Here is a 20724-nt window from a genome sequence, read left to right as displayed (position 1 = left end):
AAACCGTAATCAGGAGCGTTTAGCGTGAAGATCAGCGTTCGCAACCTCGAACCCACCAAGGTGAGGCTCACCGTCACCGTCGACCCGGAGGAGTTCGACCCGTACCTGGATGCAGCCCGCAAGGAGATCGCCAAGCAGGTGAACATCCCCGGCTTCCGCAAGGGCCACGTGCCCGGCCCGATCATCGACCAGCGCATCGGCTTCGGCGCCGTCGCCGGCGAGGCGGTGAACAACGGCGTGCCGGAGCTGTACTCCAAGGCGCTCGAGGAGAAGCAGATCCACCCGATGGCCCAGCCTGAGCTCGACGTGCAGGAGGTGCCGGCCAGCGCCAAGGACGAGACCAAGCTCAAGTTCGTGGCCACCGTGGAGCGCCGCCCCGACCTGGAGCTGCCGGAGCTCGAGGGCATGGAGATCGCCATCGCCAAGCCGGAGGTGACCGATGAGGACGTGAACACCCGCCTCGAGTCCCTGCGCCAGCGCTTCGGCACCTTGGTCGGCGTGGACCGTCCGGCCGCCAAGGGCGACTTCGCGAACATCGACCTCGACGCCCAGATTGACGGCGAGTCCGTCGACTCCCAGGAGGGCGTGAGCTACGAGCTCGGCTCGGGCACCATGCTCGACGGCATGGACGAGGCCCTCGAGGGCCTGTCCGCCGGCGAGGAGACCACCTTCGAGTCCGAGCTGCAGGGCGGCGAGCACGAGGGCGAGAAGGCCCAGATCAAGGTGAAGGTCAACTCCGTGAAGGCCGAGGAGCTGCCGGAGCTCGACGACGACTTCGCCCAGGAGGCCTCCGAGTTCGACACGCTCGACGAGCTCAAGGAGGACATCCGTAAGAACGCCGCCGAGGCCGCCAAGGGCCGCCAGGCCACCGAGGCCCGCGACGCCTTCATCGCGCGCCTGCAGGAGGGCCTCGAGGTGCCGGTGCCCAAGGGCGTCAAGGCCGAGATGGTCGAGCAGCAGCTCAAGAACATGACCCCGGATCCGGAGAAGGCCACCAAGGAGCAGAAGGCCGAGGCCGAGGAGACCGTCGAGAAGGAGCTGCGCGACCAGATCGTGCTCGACACCCTCGCCGAGAAGCTGGACGTCAAGGTCTCCCAGGCCGACGTGTTCAACTTCCTCGCCTCCATCGCCCAGCAGTACGGCATGGATCCGAACGCGTTCATCAACGCGATCATCAAGAACGGCCAGCTCGGCTCCGCCGTGCAGGAGGTGGGCCGTTCCAAGGGCCTGCTCGCCGGCATGCGCGCCGTGAAGTTCACCGCCGATGGCGAGGTCGTGGATCTCTCCGCGTTCCTGGGCGAGGACGAGGCCGCCGAGGATGCCGCTGAGAACGAGTCCGTGGAAGCCGCTTCCGCTGCCGCCGCCGTGGCCGACGAGCTCAGCAAGACCGACGACGCCGAGTGAGTGATCTGATGGCTAGGCGCGCCTGAGCGCGCGCTGACATTGGCACAAGGCCGGAGACATCATAGTGATGTCTCCGGCCTTGCGCGTTGTCGGTTGTCCTGACGGGTCACGGCCGGCAAGAAGGGCGGAGGTCGTCGTGGACGCGCAGCGCGAGGCGGTGGGTGGCGGCGTCGAACAGCACCAGCGATACGTCCATCGTCCCGTGGCCGGGCTGGGCCAGGAAGACCTCGATCTGTTCGAGGGCGATTCGTATCGCCTCCCCGGCAGGAAAGCCGTAGATACCGGCGGAGATCAGCGGGAAGGCGACGCTGGCGCAGCCGTGCGCCGCGGCCAGCTCCAGGCTGCTTTGGTAGCAGGAGGCCAGCTGTTGTGCCTCGCCATGTGTGCCGCCGCGCCAGACAGGGCCGGGCGTGTGGATGATGTAGCGCGCCGGCAGGCCGAAGCCGTCAGTGATGACGGCCTTGCCGACCGGCACCGGGGCGAGGGCGTCGCAGGCCCGCTGCAGCCGGCTCGCCCCGGCCGTGCGGAAGATCGCGCCGCACACGCCGCCGCCCTGTTTCAGTTGAGGATTCGCCGCATTGACGATGGCATCCACCCTCATGGTGGTGATGTCTCCCTGGATGATGCTCATGGGCATGATCGCGCTCCTGTGCTTCGGCCGTAGTGCCCACTGTAATGCCTCTGGGGGTTTGAGGGTGTGGGGTGGCGCATAGGCGTCTGGTTCACAACATAGCGGGCTTGCATGTGGTGAACCGGAAACGAACAGGACCGCACATCGGCAACCTGCTGGAACCGCATGATTCCAAGGATGCTGGGAGGAACCGCATATGGCCGTCAGTTCACATGATGAGTGGCTCCCAACGTGTGAACTGGCTTTGCGGTCAATCCTTGCTCGGTGAGCCTGTCTCGATGGCGACGAGGCGCTGTTCAATCTCTCTCAGCCGATTGCGCAGGGCGGATTCCATGTCGATGCCGGCGGCGTCCGCCCGGCGGATGATGGTGAGGATCTGGTCGGCGCAATCCTCGGGGGAGAGGGGCGCTTCCTGGGCGGCGCCCGGAAGCAACGGGCCCATCGCCTCGTCCAGCAGGGCGCCGTCACGTACCTTGGCCGCACGGTGCACGATCTTGGCAGCGCGGGGGAGAGCGCCCTGCGCGTGCGAGATGCCTTCGATGACGGAGGAGCGATGCTTCTCCTTCTGCTTCATCGCGTTCCAGGTGGCCAGGACGTCCTCGGCGCTGTCCTCGTGGTCGGGCTGCGGGGCGTCATCGGGGGCGAACACCTGAGGATGGCGGGTGATGAGCTTGTCCACGAGACGGTCGCACACCTCGTCGAGGGTGAATGGGTCGTCGGCGTCCTTCTCGCACACCGCCGCCTGGTACACGGACTGCATGAGCATGTCGCCCAGCTCCTCGCGCATACCCTCGCGGTCGTCGGTCTCGACGGTGTCGACGTACTCGTACGTCTCTTCGAGCAGGTTCTTGAGCAGCGTGCGGTTCGTCTGGCGTTCGTCCCACGGGCAGCCGCCCGGGCTGACGAGAATCTCCACCACGGCCCGCACCCGGTCCAATGCGGAGACGGCATTGCGGACGGGGTCGAGCTTCGAGCATCGCTCGAATCCGGCGGGCAGCTGGTAGTCATCATGCGCGGCAGCAGTCATGCGGACCATTGTAAGCGGCCGTTGCCGTCATCGGATGATGTATTACAATGTAAATAAAATGTAATACGGAAATGAGGTGAAGGCATGGCGACCACGACGGTGACCTTTCGGACCGATCCTGAGGTCAAAAGCAGAGCCAAGGAACTGTTCGAGTCGTTGGGACTCGACATGAGCACTGCCATCAACCTGTTCCTGCGCCAGTCGTTGAATGACAACGGGCTGCCGTTCCGCGTCACACGGGAGAATCCGGCTTCCGCGGAGGCGCGCCGGCAAGCGTTGGCACATGAAGGCAAGGCATTCGATTCGGTGGACGACCTGATGAAGGATCTGCTCGATGATTGAGCGCGTGTTCCGCACGTCGCAATTCAAGCGTGATGTGAAGGTGCTTCTGCGTAAGCACTACAGCGTGGACAAGCTGCGAGCTGCCATCGAGGCGTTGCAATCGCAGAATCGAGATGTGCTTGTCACCAAATACCGTGACCATGCGCTGTCCGGCAACTGGCACGGATTCCGTGAGATTCATGTCGAAGGGGACTGGCTCATCATCTACCGCATTGAGCGGAAGGAACTCATGCTCGTCCTGGTCCGAACCGGCTCGCATGACGATCTGTTCTGATACCAGGTTTGCATTACAACTCCTTTGGCGCAGATGGGACGACGCTGTGTTCTTACCGTATTCCCGTATGCTGATAGATGACGATGGCGCCGGATCGACGTCACGGACGAAAGCGTAGCCTGACGAGGTCGGTATGGATGGTGCGTTGCAGCAGGTGGTGTCCGCCCCGGTGCGGTACGTCACGGCGCGGGAGATAGCCGAACGGTTTCATGGGGATGTGCCGGGCGGCATGCGGTTCTCCTGCCCGTACTGCACCAGGCCGGTGACGATTTGCGCCGACGGCAGCCCGGACGTGCAGGGGCCGGCGATGCCGCGAAGCCGTGCATCGGTGCTCCGTAACAGCCCGGACCCGTATTCCCGCCACAGTAAGAATGACCGGTTCGCCCAGGCGTGCCCGTTCTACCGCAGTGGCGCGGAAAGCGAGCAGGAAAGCATGGTTCCGCCGGTCATGATGTTCCTGCGCCGGGAGCAGGACGGAAGCCGGCGGTTTCATCTCGAGGTCGGTTTCCGTTCCCGGGGACGTCGTCTCGCCGAGCGTCTGGACGCGGAGCAGGCGACGGTGACGGTTGACGGGAAGGAGCTGCCGCTTGCCGCATTGGTTGGCGACCGACGGAAGAAGCTTCGCATCGAGATGCCGACGTTCCGCCTGGCCGACCGCATCATCATCCCGGAGCACTGGCGCCGCAGCGTCGGCCGGATCGAGGACGGCGACGGCCTGTTCGTGTTCACCGACGAGTTCGGCGGCAATGGCGGCAGACGGGTCAACCAAGGCGCCAGCCTCCACGCCGGATACGACTACTACCTGGTGATGCCGGCCTCCACAACCTCCGCCTTAGAAAGCCTGTTCGACATTACCGAGCACATGGGCACGGTGACCGCGAAGGACGCCAGCTGGCAAGTGACGAAGGTCCGTGTGCTGGCACAGTCGCGCAGACGGGACCGGGTGGACGGCTGGCTGGTCAGACACGGGTTCCGCCTGGCCGAATTCGATATCTCGGCGTTCCCAGTATGGCCGCCGTCCATCCGGTCCGCCGGCGTGGACGAACCGTTGTTCCGGGATGCGATGGCGGTGTACCGCGCCCCATACCTGCGGCCGGACGATCCGACGGCCGACCGCGTCGACCGCCACACCTTCCTGCCGAAGGAGGGAACCGTGCGCGGGAGGCCGCGGGACATCGGCCTGGTCGGGTTCGGGGCGCAGTGCACGCCCGCCCATGACATGGAGGCCTCCTGCCTGTTCATCAGGCCCAGCCGGTACCTGCCCTGGAACTCCGTCATCGTCGGCAGAGCCTACCCGCAGGGGCTGAACCTCGCTGCTCCGCCGGAGGATCCCCTCGAAGGCCACAGTGCCGTTGCTGTACATGATGACGACACGCATAACGATGCCATGGAAGACAAGGAAGGAATTCCCTGTGCGGTGCGGTCCGATACACTGATGGCTGAACTCCAGACGACACGGAACTGCGGACTGGATGTCGCCCGCAGGAGACGAGGATGTCAGGCCCGGTACGGGCTTCCCGGTGGCGTTGTCATCGCGCGGACACGGAAAGGATGAAGGCAGTGCAAGCGGTATGGTCCACAGGACGGTATTCCCGGAGCTCCTGGTGTGTTTTCCAACGCAACGCCAAGGGCGACGCCAGCTGGTTCCTCCGTCTGTTGGACGTCAGGTATGACGATGGCGGAGCCGCCATCTACCGGTGGGTCTATGACGTCAGGCAAAATGGTCTTACAGGGGAATACCCTGCGATGATACAATGATGATACAGTGAGACAACATGCGATAGCAGCGAAAAGTTGAAAACTCGCTTGTTCGTCGACGCAAACTGATCTAGAATAAAGACGTGCGACAAGGCGTCCGTGCAACCACGCACGCGCGGACGTATCACATTGCGGTGGACCCGGACAGGATAACCGGGCACAGCGCACCCGGGCGCGGGTGCTGCCTCTAAGAAGTCGCACGCATCGAGTCGAATTGCCCGCCCTCTCGAGAATCTGGCGAGTCCGCTCACGCGGACCTGATTCTCGAGGAGGGCGTTTTTCATGGCCATTCCCATCACACCGACCGAAGACGTCGAGTACGTCTCGCCGACCGAGGCGAGCGAGCGCGGCTACGGGTCGCGTGCGTCCATCCACCGCTGGGCACAGGAAGGTTCGATCCGCTCGATCACAGTGGCGGGTCGCCTCAGGGTCTGCGCCGAGGACTGCGAGGCCCGCATGCGCGAGAACCGCGTGATCCAGCCTCGCCGAGCCTACAACGCCGTCGCACAGCGCCTGGCGAAGGTGGCACCCGCGTTCACCCCCGAACAGAAGAGGCAGCTCGTCGAGCTGCTTTCGAACTAGGGAGGCGGGTAATTCAGATGTCTGACGAGAAGCTTCTGAGCGCGCAAAGGCCGCCTGAAAAGGAAGAGGCCGCCCCCGCGCCTGCCAGCGCCCTCGGGACGGCCACAACTTCCAACGATGTCACCAACGATATTACCATGCCGCATGGTGACATGCAAGCTATAACCGAAGAGCATATCAACGAAATTCCGGCTCAGGAGGGCGTGGCAGCGCCCGAGGGCGGAGCCGGGTACCAGGACGTCCCCGTCACGCCTCCGCGCGCGGTGTCGGTCGACCGCGACCGCCACGCGATGATGTTCGCGCGCTCCCTGCCCGAGCTCAGGCGCGCCGTCGCGAGCCACATTGCGACGGTCGTCGCGAGGCAGGGCGTGAGCGTCTTCGACGAGCTCATCGGGGCGGAGCCGGGCGAGTTCGGGGGCCCCGACGGCGTGGTGTCCCCCGACGACCTGCCGAACAGCCTCGCCCTCGTGGCCTCCGCGTTCACGAGCGAGCTCGAGCGCTGGACCGAGATCTGCAACAACCGGCGGCTCGTGAGCGTCGGGAGCAACGGCGAGCGCGCCCGTCGCCGCTGGAAGTACGACTACTCCGGGCCGAGCGGTATCGAGGGCGCCATCATGCTCCTGGGGTGGCACGCCAACCCCGAGAACGGCAAGCTCGTCATGGTCGCGGCGCCCACGCAGGGCTCCGACGAGATCTCCGAGGACGCCGCCGCGCAGGGCTACCTGTGGCACTTCAACGCGACCCGCCACATGTGGGAGATGGCCGAGTACGCCGACGGCCCGAACGTGATCGGCTACATCCGCCGCGCCTTCGACGAGCTGTGCTTCGGCAAGGGCGACAGGCAGTTCAAGGAGTTCAGGGCCTACGTGCGCAACCACGTCGAGGTCGTGAACGTCGAGGCCATGATCAAGGCCGGCGAGATCGACCCGTACCTGTCGATCACGAACGGCGGCGCGAAGATCTGGAACCGTAGGACCTTCGAGCTCTCCGACCCGACGGGCGACGTCCGCGAGCTCGCGTACAAGAAGACCGCCATCGGCGCTTATATGGAGGACGACGGCACGGGGCATGCGGTCGTCGTGGACGAGCCGGAGTGGGACTTCCCCGACTCCGAGGGCAACATGCAGCACATCCGCGCGAGCGAGCTTTTCGCGAACATGTTCGACGAGCGTGACCGCGAGGACGGCGTGGACATGGTCTGGCAGGTCCTCGAGCAGTTCGTGAACCGGTCGTTCACGGACCGCACGAGCCCTTACCTGTTCGGCCCGGCGGGCGCGGGCAAGTCGTTCATCGTGCGCACGTGCCAGAGCCTCTGCGGCGGCGACTTCGCCGAGCTCTCGCTCGGCGACTTCGGGAACGACAAGGCCGTGGCGACGATCCCGGGCAAGGCAGCCGTCATCGGCGAGGACAACGCGCCCGACGAGAAGATCAAGGGCACGGGCACGCGGCGTTTCAAAAATGCCGTCGACCAGGGCACCGTCTCGGTCGATCCGCTCTACGCGACTCGCAAGAAGTTCGTGACCCACGCCTCGTTCATCCAGGCGGGCAACCAGAGGCCGCGCACTGACGACCGCTCCGGCGCCGTGGCGTCGCGCCTCGTCATCTGCCCGTTTATGAAGAGCTTCTACCAGGAAAAGACGCACAACGAGCACGTCACCGGCGAGCTCCCGGACGACCCCGAGTGGAAGCGCTGGGCCACCCAGCAGTCGGCCATCCGCTGCAACGGCCTGTTCGGCCACTACGACATCGAGGGCAACCGCGTCCTCAAGCAGGCCCACGACGAGTTCGTCGATGCTAACGACTACGTGCGCCTGTTCATGCGGCAGTTCGCCGCCGAGCTCGACGAGGCCGGCGTGGACTGCGTGCCGATGCCGGCGCTCCACGAGGCGTTCAAGGAGTACTACCGCGAGAAGATCTCTCAGCGGGGCGCGTCGGCCTCCTTCGACGGCGAGTTCAAGCTTTCGCTCGTCCAGATCGCCGACGAGCTGGGCTGGGAGGCCGAGCTGGACGAGCGCGACCAGTGGAAGACCTCGACGCTTCGCCGGGGCTTCTTCGAGCCCGAGCGCCTGCACGGCGTGCTCGCGCGCTACACCACCACACGCGGCCACGACAGCGACGGTCAGGTCATCTACTCCAACCAGCGGCTCATGCGCTGGGTGAACGGCCAGGAGCTTGCGGGCGACGCCCTGAACGGCTCGAAGGGTCTGCGCTACCGCTCCGTGCGCGGCGTGCTCTACCGCCGCTCGGCGCTCGAGCGCTACGAAGAGGGCGGCGTCACCCCCGCTCAGGCCCACCTCGCCGAGCGTGCCGAGGAGCACGCGCGCGACTGGGCGCGAGCCACCGACGATGGAAAGAAGGCCTACGGCCGCTTCGTCAGCAGCCTGCTCGGCTACGGCTTCGGCTCCACGGCTCCCGACTTCGGCGACTTCGCCTCCTTCGGCGCCGACTTCGAGGGCACGGCCCGGGGCACCTACGCCGTGGCCCTGTCCGAGACCGGCCTGCCCTACCTGGTGCCGACCTATTGCGAGTGGCTCGAGCAGGGCTGTCCCAGCGAGGTCGTGGGCGGCAACAGCGTCGCGCCCACGATCAGCTACATGCAGGTGCTGGGCGTTCTTGTTGGCCGCACGCGCTCCCGCGTCATCATCCGCGACACGCGTGCGCATTTCGAGGCCTATCTCTCGCCCGACGACCCCGACGATGACCCGTCGGGCCCCGGCTGTGGCGCACCGACCTCGTCGGACGCCCTCGAGGACGTGAAAACGCCCGACGAAACCGCAGCTCAGGGCACGGCACACGCCTCAGCGCCCGCTGACGGCGCGCACGAGGCCCCCGCGCCCTCGGACAGGGCCCCGGCCGCGAACGGGCCGTCAGCGCCCGCTGAGGCGCCCGTTTCGGCCGCGCCTGCGGCCGTGGAGGGCGGTGACGCGGCCGAGGAGGCCCCGGGCGCGCCCGATCCGGGCTACGAGGCGTTCTGCGCCCACGCCAAGGGCGCCGTGGAGCACTCGGGCGGCTACGTCGTCCTCGACGGCGGGCCCGAGGGCACGACGGTCTGTCGCGAGGTGATCGGCGAGGACGAGTGGGCCGCCTACGGGCGCTCGACGAGGCTCACGCGCACGGTCGAGGTCGACGGTGAGAGGTTGCCGCTGATCGAGTGAGAGGCAGCCGTGCATTGACTGGACGAGATTACGAACGAGAGGAGTTAATCGTGAGTGGTGAGTTTGAGGAGCCGCATCATCGTAAGTCGGTATACGCCCTTGAAGAGCGTGACGAATGTCTTAGTTTGTTCAACGGATGGGCCGACGACCTCTTCCATTTGGAAAACAATGACGCGTCGGTCCGTGGGTTTATTCGAAGCGCCCTCGCTAATGGGCGGACACCGACCATGTGCGATGTCGAAGGGTGGGTCCGGCATTACTACACGGCGCTTACGCCCATCGAAGGCCAGTACTGCGACGGCACCGCCTGTAGCGAAGAAGAGCGCAACTGCCATGAGTGTCTTGGCGGCATGGCCGTTGAGAGCCACTGCTTCCTGTCCGAGTGGTTCATACGCAAGTTTGCAGTGCGCCTCTGCAAGGAAGAGGGCATCGCAGTCGAGTGACGACCCCGCAGGTTTCACGACCTGCGTGTCGATACGTCCGCTGCGGGGCCCGCGCTGCGTCGCGCGGCCCCGCGCGACGCGGTGGCGAGCGAGTAAGCGAACGGAAACGACCTTGAGGAAGTGAGTGAACGATGAGCGACGAGATGCGCGAGAGCGCGGTCCCCGTGAACGCGGAGGCTTCCGCCGACGGTCACGGCGATGCGCACGCCGAGGCCACGGACGCCGCCGACGGCGGCGCGTGGCGTGCCGAGGACGACGAGCGCGTGGCTGCGCTCGACGCGAAGATCGCTGAGGTCAAGCGCGCACACCGCGCGCGGCTGAAGCGTCTGAACGCCGAGCGCGACGCGCTCGTGAAGGCGGTCGAGGGCGAGCACATGCGCGCCGAGCTCGAGCGCCTGCGCGCGGAGAACGCGAGCCTCCGGGCCCGCGGCTCCGATGCGCGGAGTGCGTCAGCGCCAACGGGCGTCTGACGCACGTGGCCGGCGCCCGCGCGAGCCGAGCCGTCGACGCGGCCCCTCGGGGCCGCGAGCACGGCGAGGCGAGGGCGCGGTGCGTCCGGCCGGGCGCGACGAGGCCGCAGGAGCCACAAGGCGACGGCGGCCGCAGACGCGCCCAGGGGCACGCCGCAGGGCGTGCCGGGGGTCGCCGCTCGCGGCGGGGGCGTTAGCCCCCGGGAGCGAGGCCCGTCGGACGTGGAGCGGAGTGGCCGGAGGCCACGGAGCGGAAACGTCCTACGGTTAAAAACTCTAGGAGGTTCGCCGGACGCTCCCGCGCCCGGTGAACGACCGCTCGCGCATGCGAGCACACGGCGCGCAGCACCCGCCCCTCTTGGGGCGTATGGGTTCCGCGCCCTTTTGGGCGCACATGGTTTGTCGCCCGCAGGTGCGGGCGTACGGACGGAAAGGAGGCGGCCCATGCCGCAGGTTGGCGTCGGCGTGAGCGTGATGACGCTCACCAACGACAAGCCGTCGACGAAGACGACGACGTCGGTGCAGCGGGCGGCCCGCGAGTTCGGCGACGAGCGCGAGAGCGCCACGGCGCACATCGACCCCGCGCGCTCGTCGCGCAACGTCTACGATTTTCCCGAGGGCTGCGGCACGTCCGGCGACGCGGTCGCCGACTGGTTCGTGCTGCGCCTCGAGGACTACGCGCTCGAGTACGGAAAGACGCACCGCTCGAAGCCGGACCGCCACGGCAAGACGAAGCCGCGCAAGCTCCCGTCGAACACGGCGGTCGGCGTCGGGTGCGTCATCACGCCCGACGAGGAGGCCGTCGCCCAGTGGGACGCGGCGCTGCGCGAGAAGTTCATGCGCGACGCGCGCGAGGTCTACGAGCTGTGGCTCGGCGCGAGGCTTGACGCGTGGGCGATCCACGTCGACGAGGGCGCTATGGCCGAACGCGGGCTCACGCGCGCGGACGAGCTCGGCGACGAGGGCCTGCACGGCCACGGCGCCGGGCGCATGCCCGACAGGCTCCCCGACGACGAGTTCCTGGTCGAGGCGTTCGGCGAGGAGGGCGCCGCGCAGTTCAAGGCGCGCTACAAGGGCGAGGGCGACGGCTGCCTCTACCGCACGGGCAAGCTCCTCAACGGTGGGCGCCTGAAGCTTTTGCATAACATCTTCCCGGCCGAGATGGCCAAGCGCGGCTGGCGCGAGAAAACCGACGAGAACGACCTCGAGGCCACGGGCTGGTCGGTCAGGCCTCACCTCAGCTACGGAGAGAAGAAGCAGATCGAGGAGGAGACCGGCAAGGTCTTCAAGCCGGCCGGGCAGTCGGCGAACAAGTACGCGAAAACTCAGCGCTGGCAGCGAGAGCAGGAAGAGAAGGCGGCGAAGAACGCGGCCGATGAGAAGCGCAACACCGCCGACGCGGAGAGGAACGCCGACATGCGGCGGGTCATTTCTGAGAACGCGGCGTGGAACGAGGAGGAGGCGCGCGCCCTCGACCGGCGCGCCGACGAGCTCGAGCGCGAGGCGCGCGACGCCCGCGTCGAGATCTCGCACGAGCATCGGCGCCTTGCTGCGCGCGAGGACGAGGCCGACCGCATGCGCGCCCGCGCCGAGGTGGCCCTGCACGGCTACGAGCCTCCCGCCGGCGTGGAGCTCGTGCCGCCGTCGGCGATGCCGCCCGAGCTGCGCGCGCTGTGGCGCCTCACCGACGACGACGCGGCCGGCGACATCCCCGGCGACCTCTTGGGCGAGGACGGCAGACCGGACGTGGACGCGGCCAACGAGCGCGTGGACGACCTCGCCGACGAGTTCGCGCGCGAGCGCGGCTACAGGGAGGCTTTCGTCGGCAAGGAGGGCGCGTGGCTCGTCACCCTGCCGCTCGAGTACGTGCGCCAGCAGCCCGGGTACGAGGACGTGGAGAGCTTGGACGAGCTCACCGACGCAGACAGGCAGTACTGGGAAGAGCGGCACTGGGACGAGGCGAGCCTCCGGATCGCCGACGCCCAGCTCTTCGGCCTGGACCCGACCGTGCCGCACCCTGGCATCGACGAGCGCGAGGCCGCCGTGGAGGCGGCTAGGACGGACGTCGAGCGCCGCGAGAAGACCGTCGAGGCACACGAGGCCGCCCTCGAGCGCGTCGTGGCGCGGAAGCGCTCCGAGGTCGAGCGCATCGACGCCGAGCTCGAGGCCAAGGGCGCCGAGTCCAAGCGCCTCGACGAGGCGAACGAGGCCAAGCGCGCCGAGGCGGCCCGGCTCGACGCCGAGGCCGACGAGAAGGCCCGCTGGCTCGAGGGCGCCGTCGAGCACGTCAAGGAGGCCGACGCCTACGTCGAGCGGGCGCGCGCGGAGGCCGGGGCCGTGCGCGAGCGGGCCGAGAGGGACGCCCAGGCGACGCGCGAGCAGGCCCGCGCCGAGCGCGAGGAGGCCCTGCGCGGGATCACGGACCGCGCCGAGGAGCGCATCACGGGCTTCCTGAGTCGGGTCGTGGGCGACGTCGGTTACATCGCGTATCGAACCCTCAGCGTCATGGTCGAGATGGGCGTCGGCGGCGAGCGGTTCGCCTCGGCGGCGCGCACGTGCATGGACGTCATCAACGCGATGAGCGAGGACGCGATCGGCCGCCCGTTCAGCCAGGCGCTGTCCGGGCGCGTGCAGGAGCGCGTCGCGAGGTCGTTCGCGCGGGCGTTCGCGCGCGACGCCCGCCGCGACGCGGCCGTCCGCGAGGTCGACGATGCGCCGCAGGCGGGCCGCTCCCGCGACGACGGGCCGGTGCTCTGATGGCCGCGCGGGGCGCCTCGAGGGAGCGGGCCGTGAGGTAGGTCAGAAACGTTTCACGAGCGCAGATGCGCGTTTACGAGAGACAAGGGAGTGATTCACAGGCTACGCGATCGAGCTGCGGGAACGCCGGTCGTTTCAAAGGCCGCTTACGAGGCGTTTGAAACGCCGTTGAACGGTCGTAGCCATTCGAGGGGCGTTTGTAGTGCCGTTGGAAGGATAGAGGGACTCTGAAACGGCGTCAAATATATAGTAAGCCTATATGCGATAACTAGTGACTATATAGTATTTGTGCTATAATCGGATGAACGAGATTGCGTTTGTGGCATTGGATACGCGCGGAGGGTTTTATGCCTACACGTTCCGATAACGATGACGAGAAGATCGATAAGCCGGCGCATCGCAAGAGGCGGGCCAAGGCGAAGATGCGCCCCGTGTATACGAGTCTGGTTCTTTCGGTGACTGACCGAGACAAGCAAGACCTTCAGCGTTGGGCGTATGAGGATGGCGTCCCCATGGCTGTGATCGTTCGCAGACTGATTGCGACCGAGCGAGAGGATCGCGGCGAATGAGCGACGAAGGGCTGACGCTAGGCTAGGCCGCGGATTTCTGTCCGCATGACGTGAGACGACGGGCACGGCACCCGCCGGACCCGAGGAAGAAAGGGACTTGAGCACATGGCAGACAACGACACGACGAGGGCGCAGCAGCGCGCCGAGCTGCACAAGGCCATCTGGGCGATCGCCAACGACGTCCGCGGCGCCGTGGACGGCTGGGACTTCAAGATGTACGTCCTGGGCTTCCTCTTCTACCGCTTCATCTCCGAGGACCTCGCCGCCTACATCGACGAGGGCGAGCGCGAGGCGGGCGACGCGGGCTTCTCCTACGCCGCCATGTCGGACGAGGACGCCGAGGCGGCCCGCGAGGGCATCGTCGAGGAGAAGGGCTACTTCATGCTGCCCTCCGAGCTCTTTGCCAACGTCGCGGCTCGCTGTGACAAGGACCCCGACCTCAACGAGACGGTCAAGGCCGTGTTCGACCACATCGAGGGCTCGAGCGTCGGCACGCCCTCCGAGAAGAGCTTCCGCGGCCTCTTCGACGACATCGACCTCAATTCGAGCAAGCTCGGAAACGGCGTCTCCGAGCGCAACGCCCGGATCGTCAAGATCATCAAGGGCATCGCCGGGCTCGACTTCGGCGACATCGCCGACGCGAAGATCGACCTGTTCGGCGACGCCTACGAGTACCTGATGAACATGTACGCGAGCAACGCCGGCAGGTCGGGAGGGGAGTTCTTCACCCCGCAGGAGGTCTCCGACCTCCTGGCGCGCATCGTCATCGGCGACCGCATGAGCGTCAACAAGGTCTACGACCCGGCCTGCGGCTCGGGCTCGCTTTTGCTCAAGTTCGCCAAGCGGCTCGGCCAGGACAACGTCCGCCGCGGCTTCTTCGGCCAGGAGATCAACCTCACGACCTACAACCTGGCCCGCATCAACATGTTCCTTCACAAGGTGAACTTCGACAAGTTCGACATTGCGCTCGGCGACACCCTGCTCGAGCCCAAGCACTGGGACGACGAGCCGTTCGACGCCATCGTCTCCAACCCGCCCTACTCGGTGAAGTGGCCGGGTGACGAGGACCCGACGCTCATCAACGACCCGCGCTTCGCGCCGGCGGGCGTGCTCGCGCCGAAGTCCAAGGCGGACCTCGCCTTCACGATGCACATGCTCAGCTGGCTCTCCGCCGACGGCAAGGCGGCCATCGTCGAGTTCCCCGGCGTGCTGTACCGCGGCGGCGCCGAGCAGAAGATCCGCAGGTACCTCGTGGACAACAACTTCGTCGAGGCCGTCATCCAGCTGCCGGCGAACCTCTTCTTCGGCGTTGGTATTGCGACCTGCATCATCGTGCTCTCCAAGGGCAAGGCCGACGACAAGGTCCTGTTCGTCGACGCGAGCGAGGAGTTCAGCCACGTCGGGAACAAGAACGTGCTCATGCCGGAGAACGTCCAGAAGATCTACGACGCGGTCCATGACCGCAGCGAGGAGGAGCACTTCTCCAAGCTGGTCGGAATCGACGAGGTCGGCGGCGAGAACGACTACAACCTGTCGGTCGGCACCTACGTCGAGAGGCGCGACACGCGCGAGGTCATCGACATCGCCGAGCTCAACGAGCGGATCCGTGGCATCGTCGCCCGCGAGCAGGAGCTGCGCGAGCAGATCGACGCCATCGTGGCGGACCTGGAGGCGTGAGGCATATGAGCAGGATCGACGAGATGGTTCAGCGACTCTGCCCGGACGGGGTGGAGTACTATCAGCTGAGTGAGATTTTTGATCTTAAGAACGGCTACACGCCTTCGAAGAAGAATCCCGAGTACTGGACTGACGGTACGGTCAACTGGTTCAGGATGGACGACATCCGTACTAACGGGAGGATTCTGTCCGATTCTATCCAGAAGGTTTCGGAAACGGCTATCAAGGGTGGACGCCTGTTCGATGCCGACTCCTTGATTGTGGCTACCTCTGCAACAATTGGCGAACATGCGCTTGTTACCGTGCCATTTATGTGCAACCAGCGCTTTACTTGCCTGACTAGAAAGCCTTCATTTCGAGAGCGTCTCGACATGAAGTTCGTCTTGTACTATGCGGATGTTCTTGACAGGTTCTGTCTTGAAAACACTAATAAGGGCGGGTTTGCTTCGGTTGCAATGAGTGCGTTCAAGTCGTTTCCGTTTCCTGTCCCGCCCCTCGACATCCAGCGCGAGATCGTCCGGGTGCTAGACTCCTTCGCGGAGCTGGAGGCGGAGCTGGAGGCGGAGCTGGAGGCGGAGCTGGAGGCGGAGCTGGAGGCGCGGAAAGCACAATATGCCTACTACTTGAATAAAATGCTCGACTTTCCGCGTAAGGAGATGGCGTAGGGTATGAGTCGCATCATTGACATGCTCGATGAGCTTTGTCCGAATGGCGTGCCGCACCTTGCGTTGCGTGATGTAACCGAGGTAATCGGCGGCTACACCTTCAAGAGCACTGGGTACTCCGACTCTGGCGCACGTGTTATTCGCATCTCCGATGTTCAGGATGGTTTTATGTCGGACAAGGACGTCAAGTATTATCCGCTTGAGTTTGCCGATAAGGTTGGCAAGGCTGTTCTTCGAGAGAACGACGTTGTCGTCTCATTGACGGGATTTGTCGGGCGCGTGGCTTATGTTGGCCAATCAATTCTGCCCGCATATTTGAATCAGCGGGTCGCTTGTTTGCGAGCTTCTTCAAGAATACTGCCGAGATTTCTTTTCCATGTTTTACATGGAAAGCAGTTCTTGAGTGATGCTGAAGCTGCAGGCTCTGGCTCTGCTCAAAAGAATCTCAGCATGAAGTGGGTGGCAGCTTACGAGATTCCCGTCCCGCCTCTCGATATCCAGCGAGAGATCGTGCGGGTGGTGGACTCCTTCGCGGAGCTGGAGGCGGAGCTGGAGGCGGAGCTGGAGGCGCGCAAGGCGCAGTACGCCCACTACCGCGACGAGCTGCTGTCCCGCGAGAGTCTCGAGGCGATGGCGGGCGAAGAGGTTGAACTCAAGAAGTTAGGCGAGATGCTTGATTATGAGCAGCCGGGAAAGTACATCGTTAGCTCGACTGATTACAACGACTCGTATCCAACTCCCGTCTTGACAGCTGGTCAATCATTCATATTGGGCTATACCGACGACTCCGAGGGCATCTACGATGCCTCAAAGGACAATCCTGTCGTGTTGATTGACGATTTTACTACCGCCAATCGTTGGATTGATTTTCCATTTAAGGTGAAGTCGTCTGCGGCAAAGTTGTTGACAAGCAGGGACGAGACGCAGTTCTCTTTGCGATATTTGTTCTACTTGTTGCAGATGAATCGTTACGAGCCTATGGCTCATTCTCGACAGTGGATCGGGACTTTTTCGCAAATTGAAGTTCCCGTTCCACCTCTCCCTGTCCAACAGCAGGTCGTCGACATCCTCGATCGCTTCGACGCGCTTACGACGTCGCTCACCGACGGCCTGCCTGCCGAGATCGAGGCGAGGCGCCAGCAGTACGAGTACTACCGCGATGGGCTCCTCGACCTCCCGCGCAAGGAGGTGGCGGCATGACCGTCGACGACCCCATCGCCAAGGACACGGCCACAGGAGCGCCGACCTACGGCCTCATCCTGCAGGGCCCCGAGTCGACGGTCTGCTCCGAGGCGCCTGCCGCTCCCGCGGCCGAGGGAGTCTACCAGTCGGAGGCGGATCTCGAGGCCGGCCTCATCGACATCCTCACGCACCAGGGCTACGACCGGCTCTACGTCGAGACCGAGGCCGAGCTCGTCGCCAACCTGCGCGCCAAGCTCGAGGAGCTGAACGGCATCGAGTTCACCGACGCCGAGTGGAGGCGCTTCAGCTCGGAGAACGTCACGAACCCGGCGCTCACGGTCATCGACAAGACCAGGCGCATCCAGGACGACCCGGTCGTCGCCTTCCAGCGCGACGACGGCTCGTACAAGAACGTCTACTTCCTGGACCGCGACCACATCCACAGAAACCGCCTCCAGGTGATGAACCAGTACGAGACGGACGAGGGCACGCACAAGAACCGATACGACGTGACGGTCCTCGTGAACGGCCTTCCGCTCGTGCACATCGAGCTCAAGCGGCGCGGCGTGCGCCTGCGCGAGGCGTTCAACCAGATCGAGCGCTACCAGCGCGAGAGCTTCTGGTCGGGCTCGGGGCTGTTCGAGTTCGTCCAGGTCTTCGTCATCTCCAACGGCACGAGCACGAAGTACTACGGCAACACCGTGCGCTGGGACCACACGCACCCCAAGGCGGGCCGCCGCGGCGCGTCCTCGTTCGAGTTCACGAGCTGGTGGACCGACTCGAGGAACCGCCGCATCGCCGACCTCGAGGGCTTCGCGCGGACCTTCCTCTCGAAGGGGACGCTGCTCATGGTCCTCACGCACTACTGCGTGCTCACGGCCGAGGACGAGCCGAAGCTGCTCGTCATGCGCCCGTACCAGATCTGCGCCACCGAGCGCATCCTGAACCGCATCCTCGTCTCCGAGCTCGACCGCCGCCGCCTCGGTACGGTCGACGCCGGCGGCTACGTCTGGCACACCACCGGCTCGGGCAAGACGCTCACGAGCTTCAAGTGCGCGCAGCTCGCGAGCCGCATGGAGGGCGTCGACAAGGTCATGTTCGTCGTGGACCGCAAGGACCTCGACTACCAGACCATGAAGGAGTACAACCGCTTCCAGAGGGACGCGGTGAACGGCTCGGCGGACACGCGCGCCTTGGACGCCAACCTGCGCGACGACACGAAGCGCATCTGCGTCACGACCATCCAGAAGCTCTCCGTGCTGATCGAGAAGAACTCCAAGCATCCCATATACGACCGCCACGTCGTGTTCATCTTCGACGAGTGCCACCGCTCTCAGTTCGGCAAGATGCACAAGGACATCGTCAAGAAGTTCAAGAACTACCACCTGTTCGGCTTCACGGGCACGCCCATCTTCGCCAAGAACGCGAACATGAGCGGAGACCCCACGCTGCGCACCACCGAGCAGGCGTTCGGCGACCGCCTCCACTCCTACACCATCGTTAATGCCATCGACGACGGCAACGTGCTGCCGTTCCGTGTGAGCTACTACTCGACGATGAAGCCCGCCGGCGACCTCGGCGACGACCAGGTCGAGGCTATCGACCGCGAGGGGGCGCTCCTGGCCCCCGAGCGCATCATGCGCAACGCGACCTACATCCTCGACCACTACGACCAGAACACGATGCGCAAGGCTGACGGGACGGGGTTCACCTCGATCCTCGCCACCGACGGCATACCGATGGCGCGCGCCTACTATCAGGCCCTGCGCGAGCGCCAGGACGCGCGCGAGGACGCCGGCACGCTGAAACGACGGCTCAAGGTCGCGATGATCTATTCCTTCGCGGCAAACGGCGACGACCTCGAGGCGGGCATCATCGCCGACGAGTCCATGAGCACCGACGGCCTCTCCGCCTCCGACCGCGAGGCGCTCGAGGCGGCCATCGCCGACTACAACGCGACGTTCGGCACCTCGTACTCCACGGACGGCAAGGGCTTCGACAACTACTACAAGGACGTCTCCAAGCGCCTCAAGGCCCGCGAGCTCGACATGCTCATCGTCGTGGACATGTTCCTCACCGGCTTCGACTCCAAGACGCTGAACACGCTCTGGGTGGACAAGAACCTGCGCATGCACGGCCTCATCCAGGCGTTCTCCCGCACGAACCGCATCCTCGACTCGGTCAAGACCTTCGGCAACATCGTCTGCTTCCGCGACCTGTCCGCCAACGTCGACGAGTCGCTCGAGCTCTTCGGCGACGAGGAGGCCGGCGGCATCGTGCTGCTGAAGCCCTACGAGGAGTACCTCTCCGAGTACCTCGAGATCGTGGACGAGATCCGCGAGCGCTTCATGGACGACGAGGGGCACCTCGCGCTTCTGGGCGAGTCGCAGCAGAAGGCGTTCGTCGGCGCGTTCGGCGCGCTTTTGCGCCTGCGCAACGTGCTGTCGGTCTTCGACCAGTTCAAGGCCGACGACGTCATAAGCCCGCGCATGCTGCAGGACCTGCAGGGGACCTATCTGGATCTCGCGGACCAGTTCAAGCGCGACGCCCGCGCCGAGCAGGCCGACATCGTCGACGACCTCGTGTTCGAGATCGAGCTGATACGGCAGGTCGAGGTCAACATCGACTACATCCTTGACCTCGTGATGCGCGCCCGCTCCGGTAACGGCGAGGACAAGGTCGCCTACGACAAGATCAAGAGGGCCATCGCGACCTCGCCGCAGCTGCGCGACAAGGCCGAGCTCATCCTCGAGTTCGTCGAGCGCATGGGCGTCACCCCCGAGGGCGCCACGGAGACCGATCCGGGCGAGGAGGGCGCTCGCCGCTCCCGCGTCGACGCCGCGTGGTCCGACTACGTGCGCGAGCAGGTCGAGAGCGAGCTCGACGCCATCGTCGCGGACGAGCACCTGAGGGGTGACGAGGTCCGTCGCGTCGTGAGCTACGCGTTCGACGCTGGCGGGGTGCCGGAGACGGGCACGCTCGTTCAGGCGTGCCTCCCGAAGGTCTCGAGGTTCGCCAAGGGCAACGCCTACGGCGAGCAGCGCCATCGCGTGATTGCGCGCCTGCAGGAGTTCTACGACCGCTTCAAGACGCTCATCAGGCGCTACCCGGTGGAGGCGAGCCATGAGGGTGACTAGGGACCCGGACGGCACCTACGTCCTGAGCTGCACCGAAATCGAGCTCGGATACATCGCCGAGGGCCTCTACGCGGTGGAGGATACGGGCCGGCGATGCATCGAGGCCAAGATACCCGACGAGGTCGATGCCGCGGCGCTGCGCGACGAGCTGTATCTTCTGGGTGACATGCGCGCCCAAATCGACGCGGCTCTGGACTGAAAAAAATGGCTCTTGTGTTGTTTTCGTGGGTGGTGGCTCGTCGTTGAGCCGTTGAATACGAAGGTGTGAGGGGCGCTTCCTGTAGGTTCGTTTTTCGACCAAGAACACAACCGAGGAAAGCGCCTTAGTCGAAGAGCATATTCAAGCGATTGCCGAACGTCGAAGACATGATAGTCGAGGACGTGTCGTTGGACGACTCCCCGCTACGCGACGCGCCCGTCCTGGTGGCGCGCGTCAGGTGCGGGAAGGGAGCGTTGCGCTGCTCGCGCTGCGGGCGAAAGGCCCCGAGACACGACAACGGCGGGGGCGGGCGAAGCTGGCGGCGCCAGGACTTCGGTTGCTTCCGCGTCGAGCTTTCCGGCCCGGTCCCGCGAGTGGAATGCCGTCTGCACGGCGTGGTGGTCTCCCGGGTGCCGTGGGCCGAGCCGGGCGGCCGGTTCACCCGCGGCTTC

General features: G+C 65.3%; 17 protein-coding genes. 15 read left to right on the top strand and 2 right to left on the bottom strand.

What is annotated here, in order from left to right; genetic code table 11:
• Positions 1-24: 24 nt before the first annotated feature.
• Complete coding sequence (tig, locus tag H7U32_RS01485; protein WP_204467428.1) at positions 25-1404, top strand: trigger factor; 1380 nt, start codon at positions 25-27, stop codon at positions 1402-1404.
• 106 nt (positions 1405-1510) lie between these two features.
• Here tig and H7U32_RS01480 read toward each other — a convergent pair whose 3' ends face one another.
• A complete protein-coding gene (locus tag H7U32_RS01480; protein WP_239457412.1) occupies positions 1511-2035 on the bottom strand; it encodes a macro domain-containing protein in 525 nt (174 codons plus the stop codon).
• 250 nt (positions 2036-2285) lie between these two features.
• Positions 2286-3062, bottom strand: coding sequence for a MazG nucleotide pyrophosphohydrolase domain-containing protein (locus tag H7U32_RS01475; RefSeq protein ID WP_204467424.1), 777 nt, complete (start codon positions 3060-3062; stop codon positions 2286-2288).
• Positions 3063-3146: 84 nt separating this feature from the next.
• Here H7U32_RS01475 and H7U32_RS01470 point away from each other — a divergent pair, with 84 nt between their 5' ends.
• From H7U32_RS01470 to H7U32_RS01405, 14 genes are all read left to right on the top strand, one after another.
• Complete coding sequence (locus H7U32_RS01470; RefSeq protein ID WP_204467422.1) at positions 3147-3404, top strand: type II toxin-antitoxin system RelB/DinJ family antitoxin; 258 nt, start codon at positions 3147-3149, stop codon at positions 3402-3404.
• The gene (locus tag H7U32_RS01465; protein WP_204467421.1) at positions 3397-3678 is read left to right on the top strand and encodes a type II toxin-antitoxin system YafQ family toxin; all 282 of its coding nucleotides are present in this window, start codon (positions 3397-3399) and stop codon (positions 3676-3678) included. Before H7U32_RS01470 ends, H7U32_RS01465 begins: the two co-directional genes overlap by 8 nt.
• A gap of 133 nt (positions 3679-3811) precedes the next feature.
• Positions 3812-5233: a hypothetical protein gene (locus H7U32_RS01460; protein WP_204467419.1), complete on the top strand. Its 1422-nt coding sequence runs from the start codon at positions 3812-3814 to the stop codon at positions 5231-5233.
• 485 nt (positions 5234-5718) lie between these two features.
• Complete coding sequence (locus H7U32_RS01455; RefSeq protein ID WP_204467417.1) at positions 5719-6018, top strand: hypothetical protein; 300 nt, start codon at positions 5719-5721, stop codon at positions 6016-6018.
• A 203-nt stretch (positions 6019-6221) separates the two neighbouring features.
• Complete coding sequence (locus H7U32_RS01450) at positions 6222-9173, top strand: DUF5906 domain-containing protein (RefSeq protein ID WP_204467415.1); 2952 nt, start codon at positions 6222-6224, stop codon at positions 9171-9173.
• Positions 9174-9223: 50 nt separating this feature from the next.
• Complete coding sequence (locus H7U32_RS01445) at positions 9224-9616, top strand: hypothetical protein (protein ID WP_204467414.1); 393 nt, start codon at positions 9224-9226, stop codon at positions 9614-9616.
• A 131-nt stretch (positions 9617-9747) separates the two neighbouring features.
• Positions 9748-10086, top strand: coding sequence for a hypothetical protein (locus H7U32_RS01440; RefSeq protein WP_204467412.1), 339 nt, complete (start codon positions 9748-9750; stop codon positions 10084-10086).
• A 444-nt stretch (positions 10087-10530) separates the two neighbouring features.
• Entirely contained in the window at positions 10531-12843 is a 2313-nt protein-coding gene (locus H7U32_RS01435; protein ID WP_204467410.1) for a hypothetical protein, read from the top strand.
• A gap of 674 nt (positions 12844-13517) precedes the next feature.
• Entirely contained in the window at positions 13518-15089 is a 1572-nt protein-coding gene (locus H7U32_RS01430) for a type I restriction-modification system subunit M (RefSeq protein ID WP_204467408.1), read from the top strand.
• Between the two features lie 5 nt (positions 15090-15094).
• Positions 15095-15754: a restriction endonuclease subunit S gene (locus tag H7U32_RS01425; RefSeq protein ID WP_204467406.1), complete on the top strand. Its 660-nt coding sequence runs from the start codon at positions 15095-15097 to the stop codon at positions 15752-15754.
• 3 nt (positions 15755-15757) lie between these two features.
• Positions 15758-16954, top strand: coding sequence for a restriction endonuclease subunit S (locus H7U32_RS01420; protein WP_204467404.1), 1197 nt, complete (start codon positions 15758-15760; stop codon positions 16952-16954).
• On the top strand, positions 16951-20073 hold the full coding sequence (locus H7U32_RS01415; RefSeq protein WP_204467402.1) for a type I restriction endonuclease subunit R: 3123 nt from the start codon (positions 16951-16953) through the stop codon (positions 20071-20073). Before H7U32_RS01420 ends, H7U32_RS01415 begins: the two co-directional genes overlap by 4 nt.
• A complete protein-coding gene (locus tag H7U32_RS01410; protein ID WP_204467400.1) occupies positions 20060-20272 on the top strand; it encodes a hypothetical protein in 213 nt (70 codons plus the stop codon). Before H7U32_RS01415 ends, H7U32_RS01410 begins: the two co-directional genes overlap by 14 nt.
• A gap of 149 nt (positions 20273-20421) precedes the next feature.
• Positions 20422-20724: transposase family protein (locus H7U32_RS01405; protein ID WP_239457411.1), on the top strand; the 303-nt coding region annotated here is incomplete at its 3' end.

Origin of the sequence: Bifidobacterium pullorum subsp. saeculare (genome assembly GCF_016899725.1) — a bacterium.
Taxonomy (GTDB): domain Bacteria; phylum Actinomycetota; class Actinomycetes; order Actinomycetales; family Bifidobacteriaceae; genus Bifidobacterium; species Bifidobacterium pullorum_C.
Note: the sequence above shows the minus strand (reverse complement) of the source record. Positions and strands in the feature narration are given on the sequence as shown.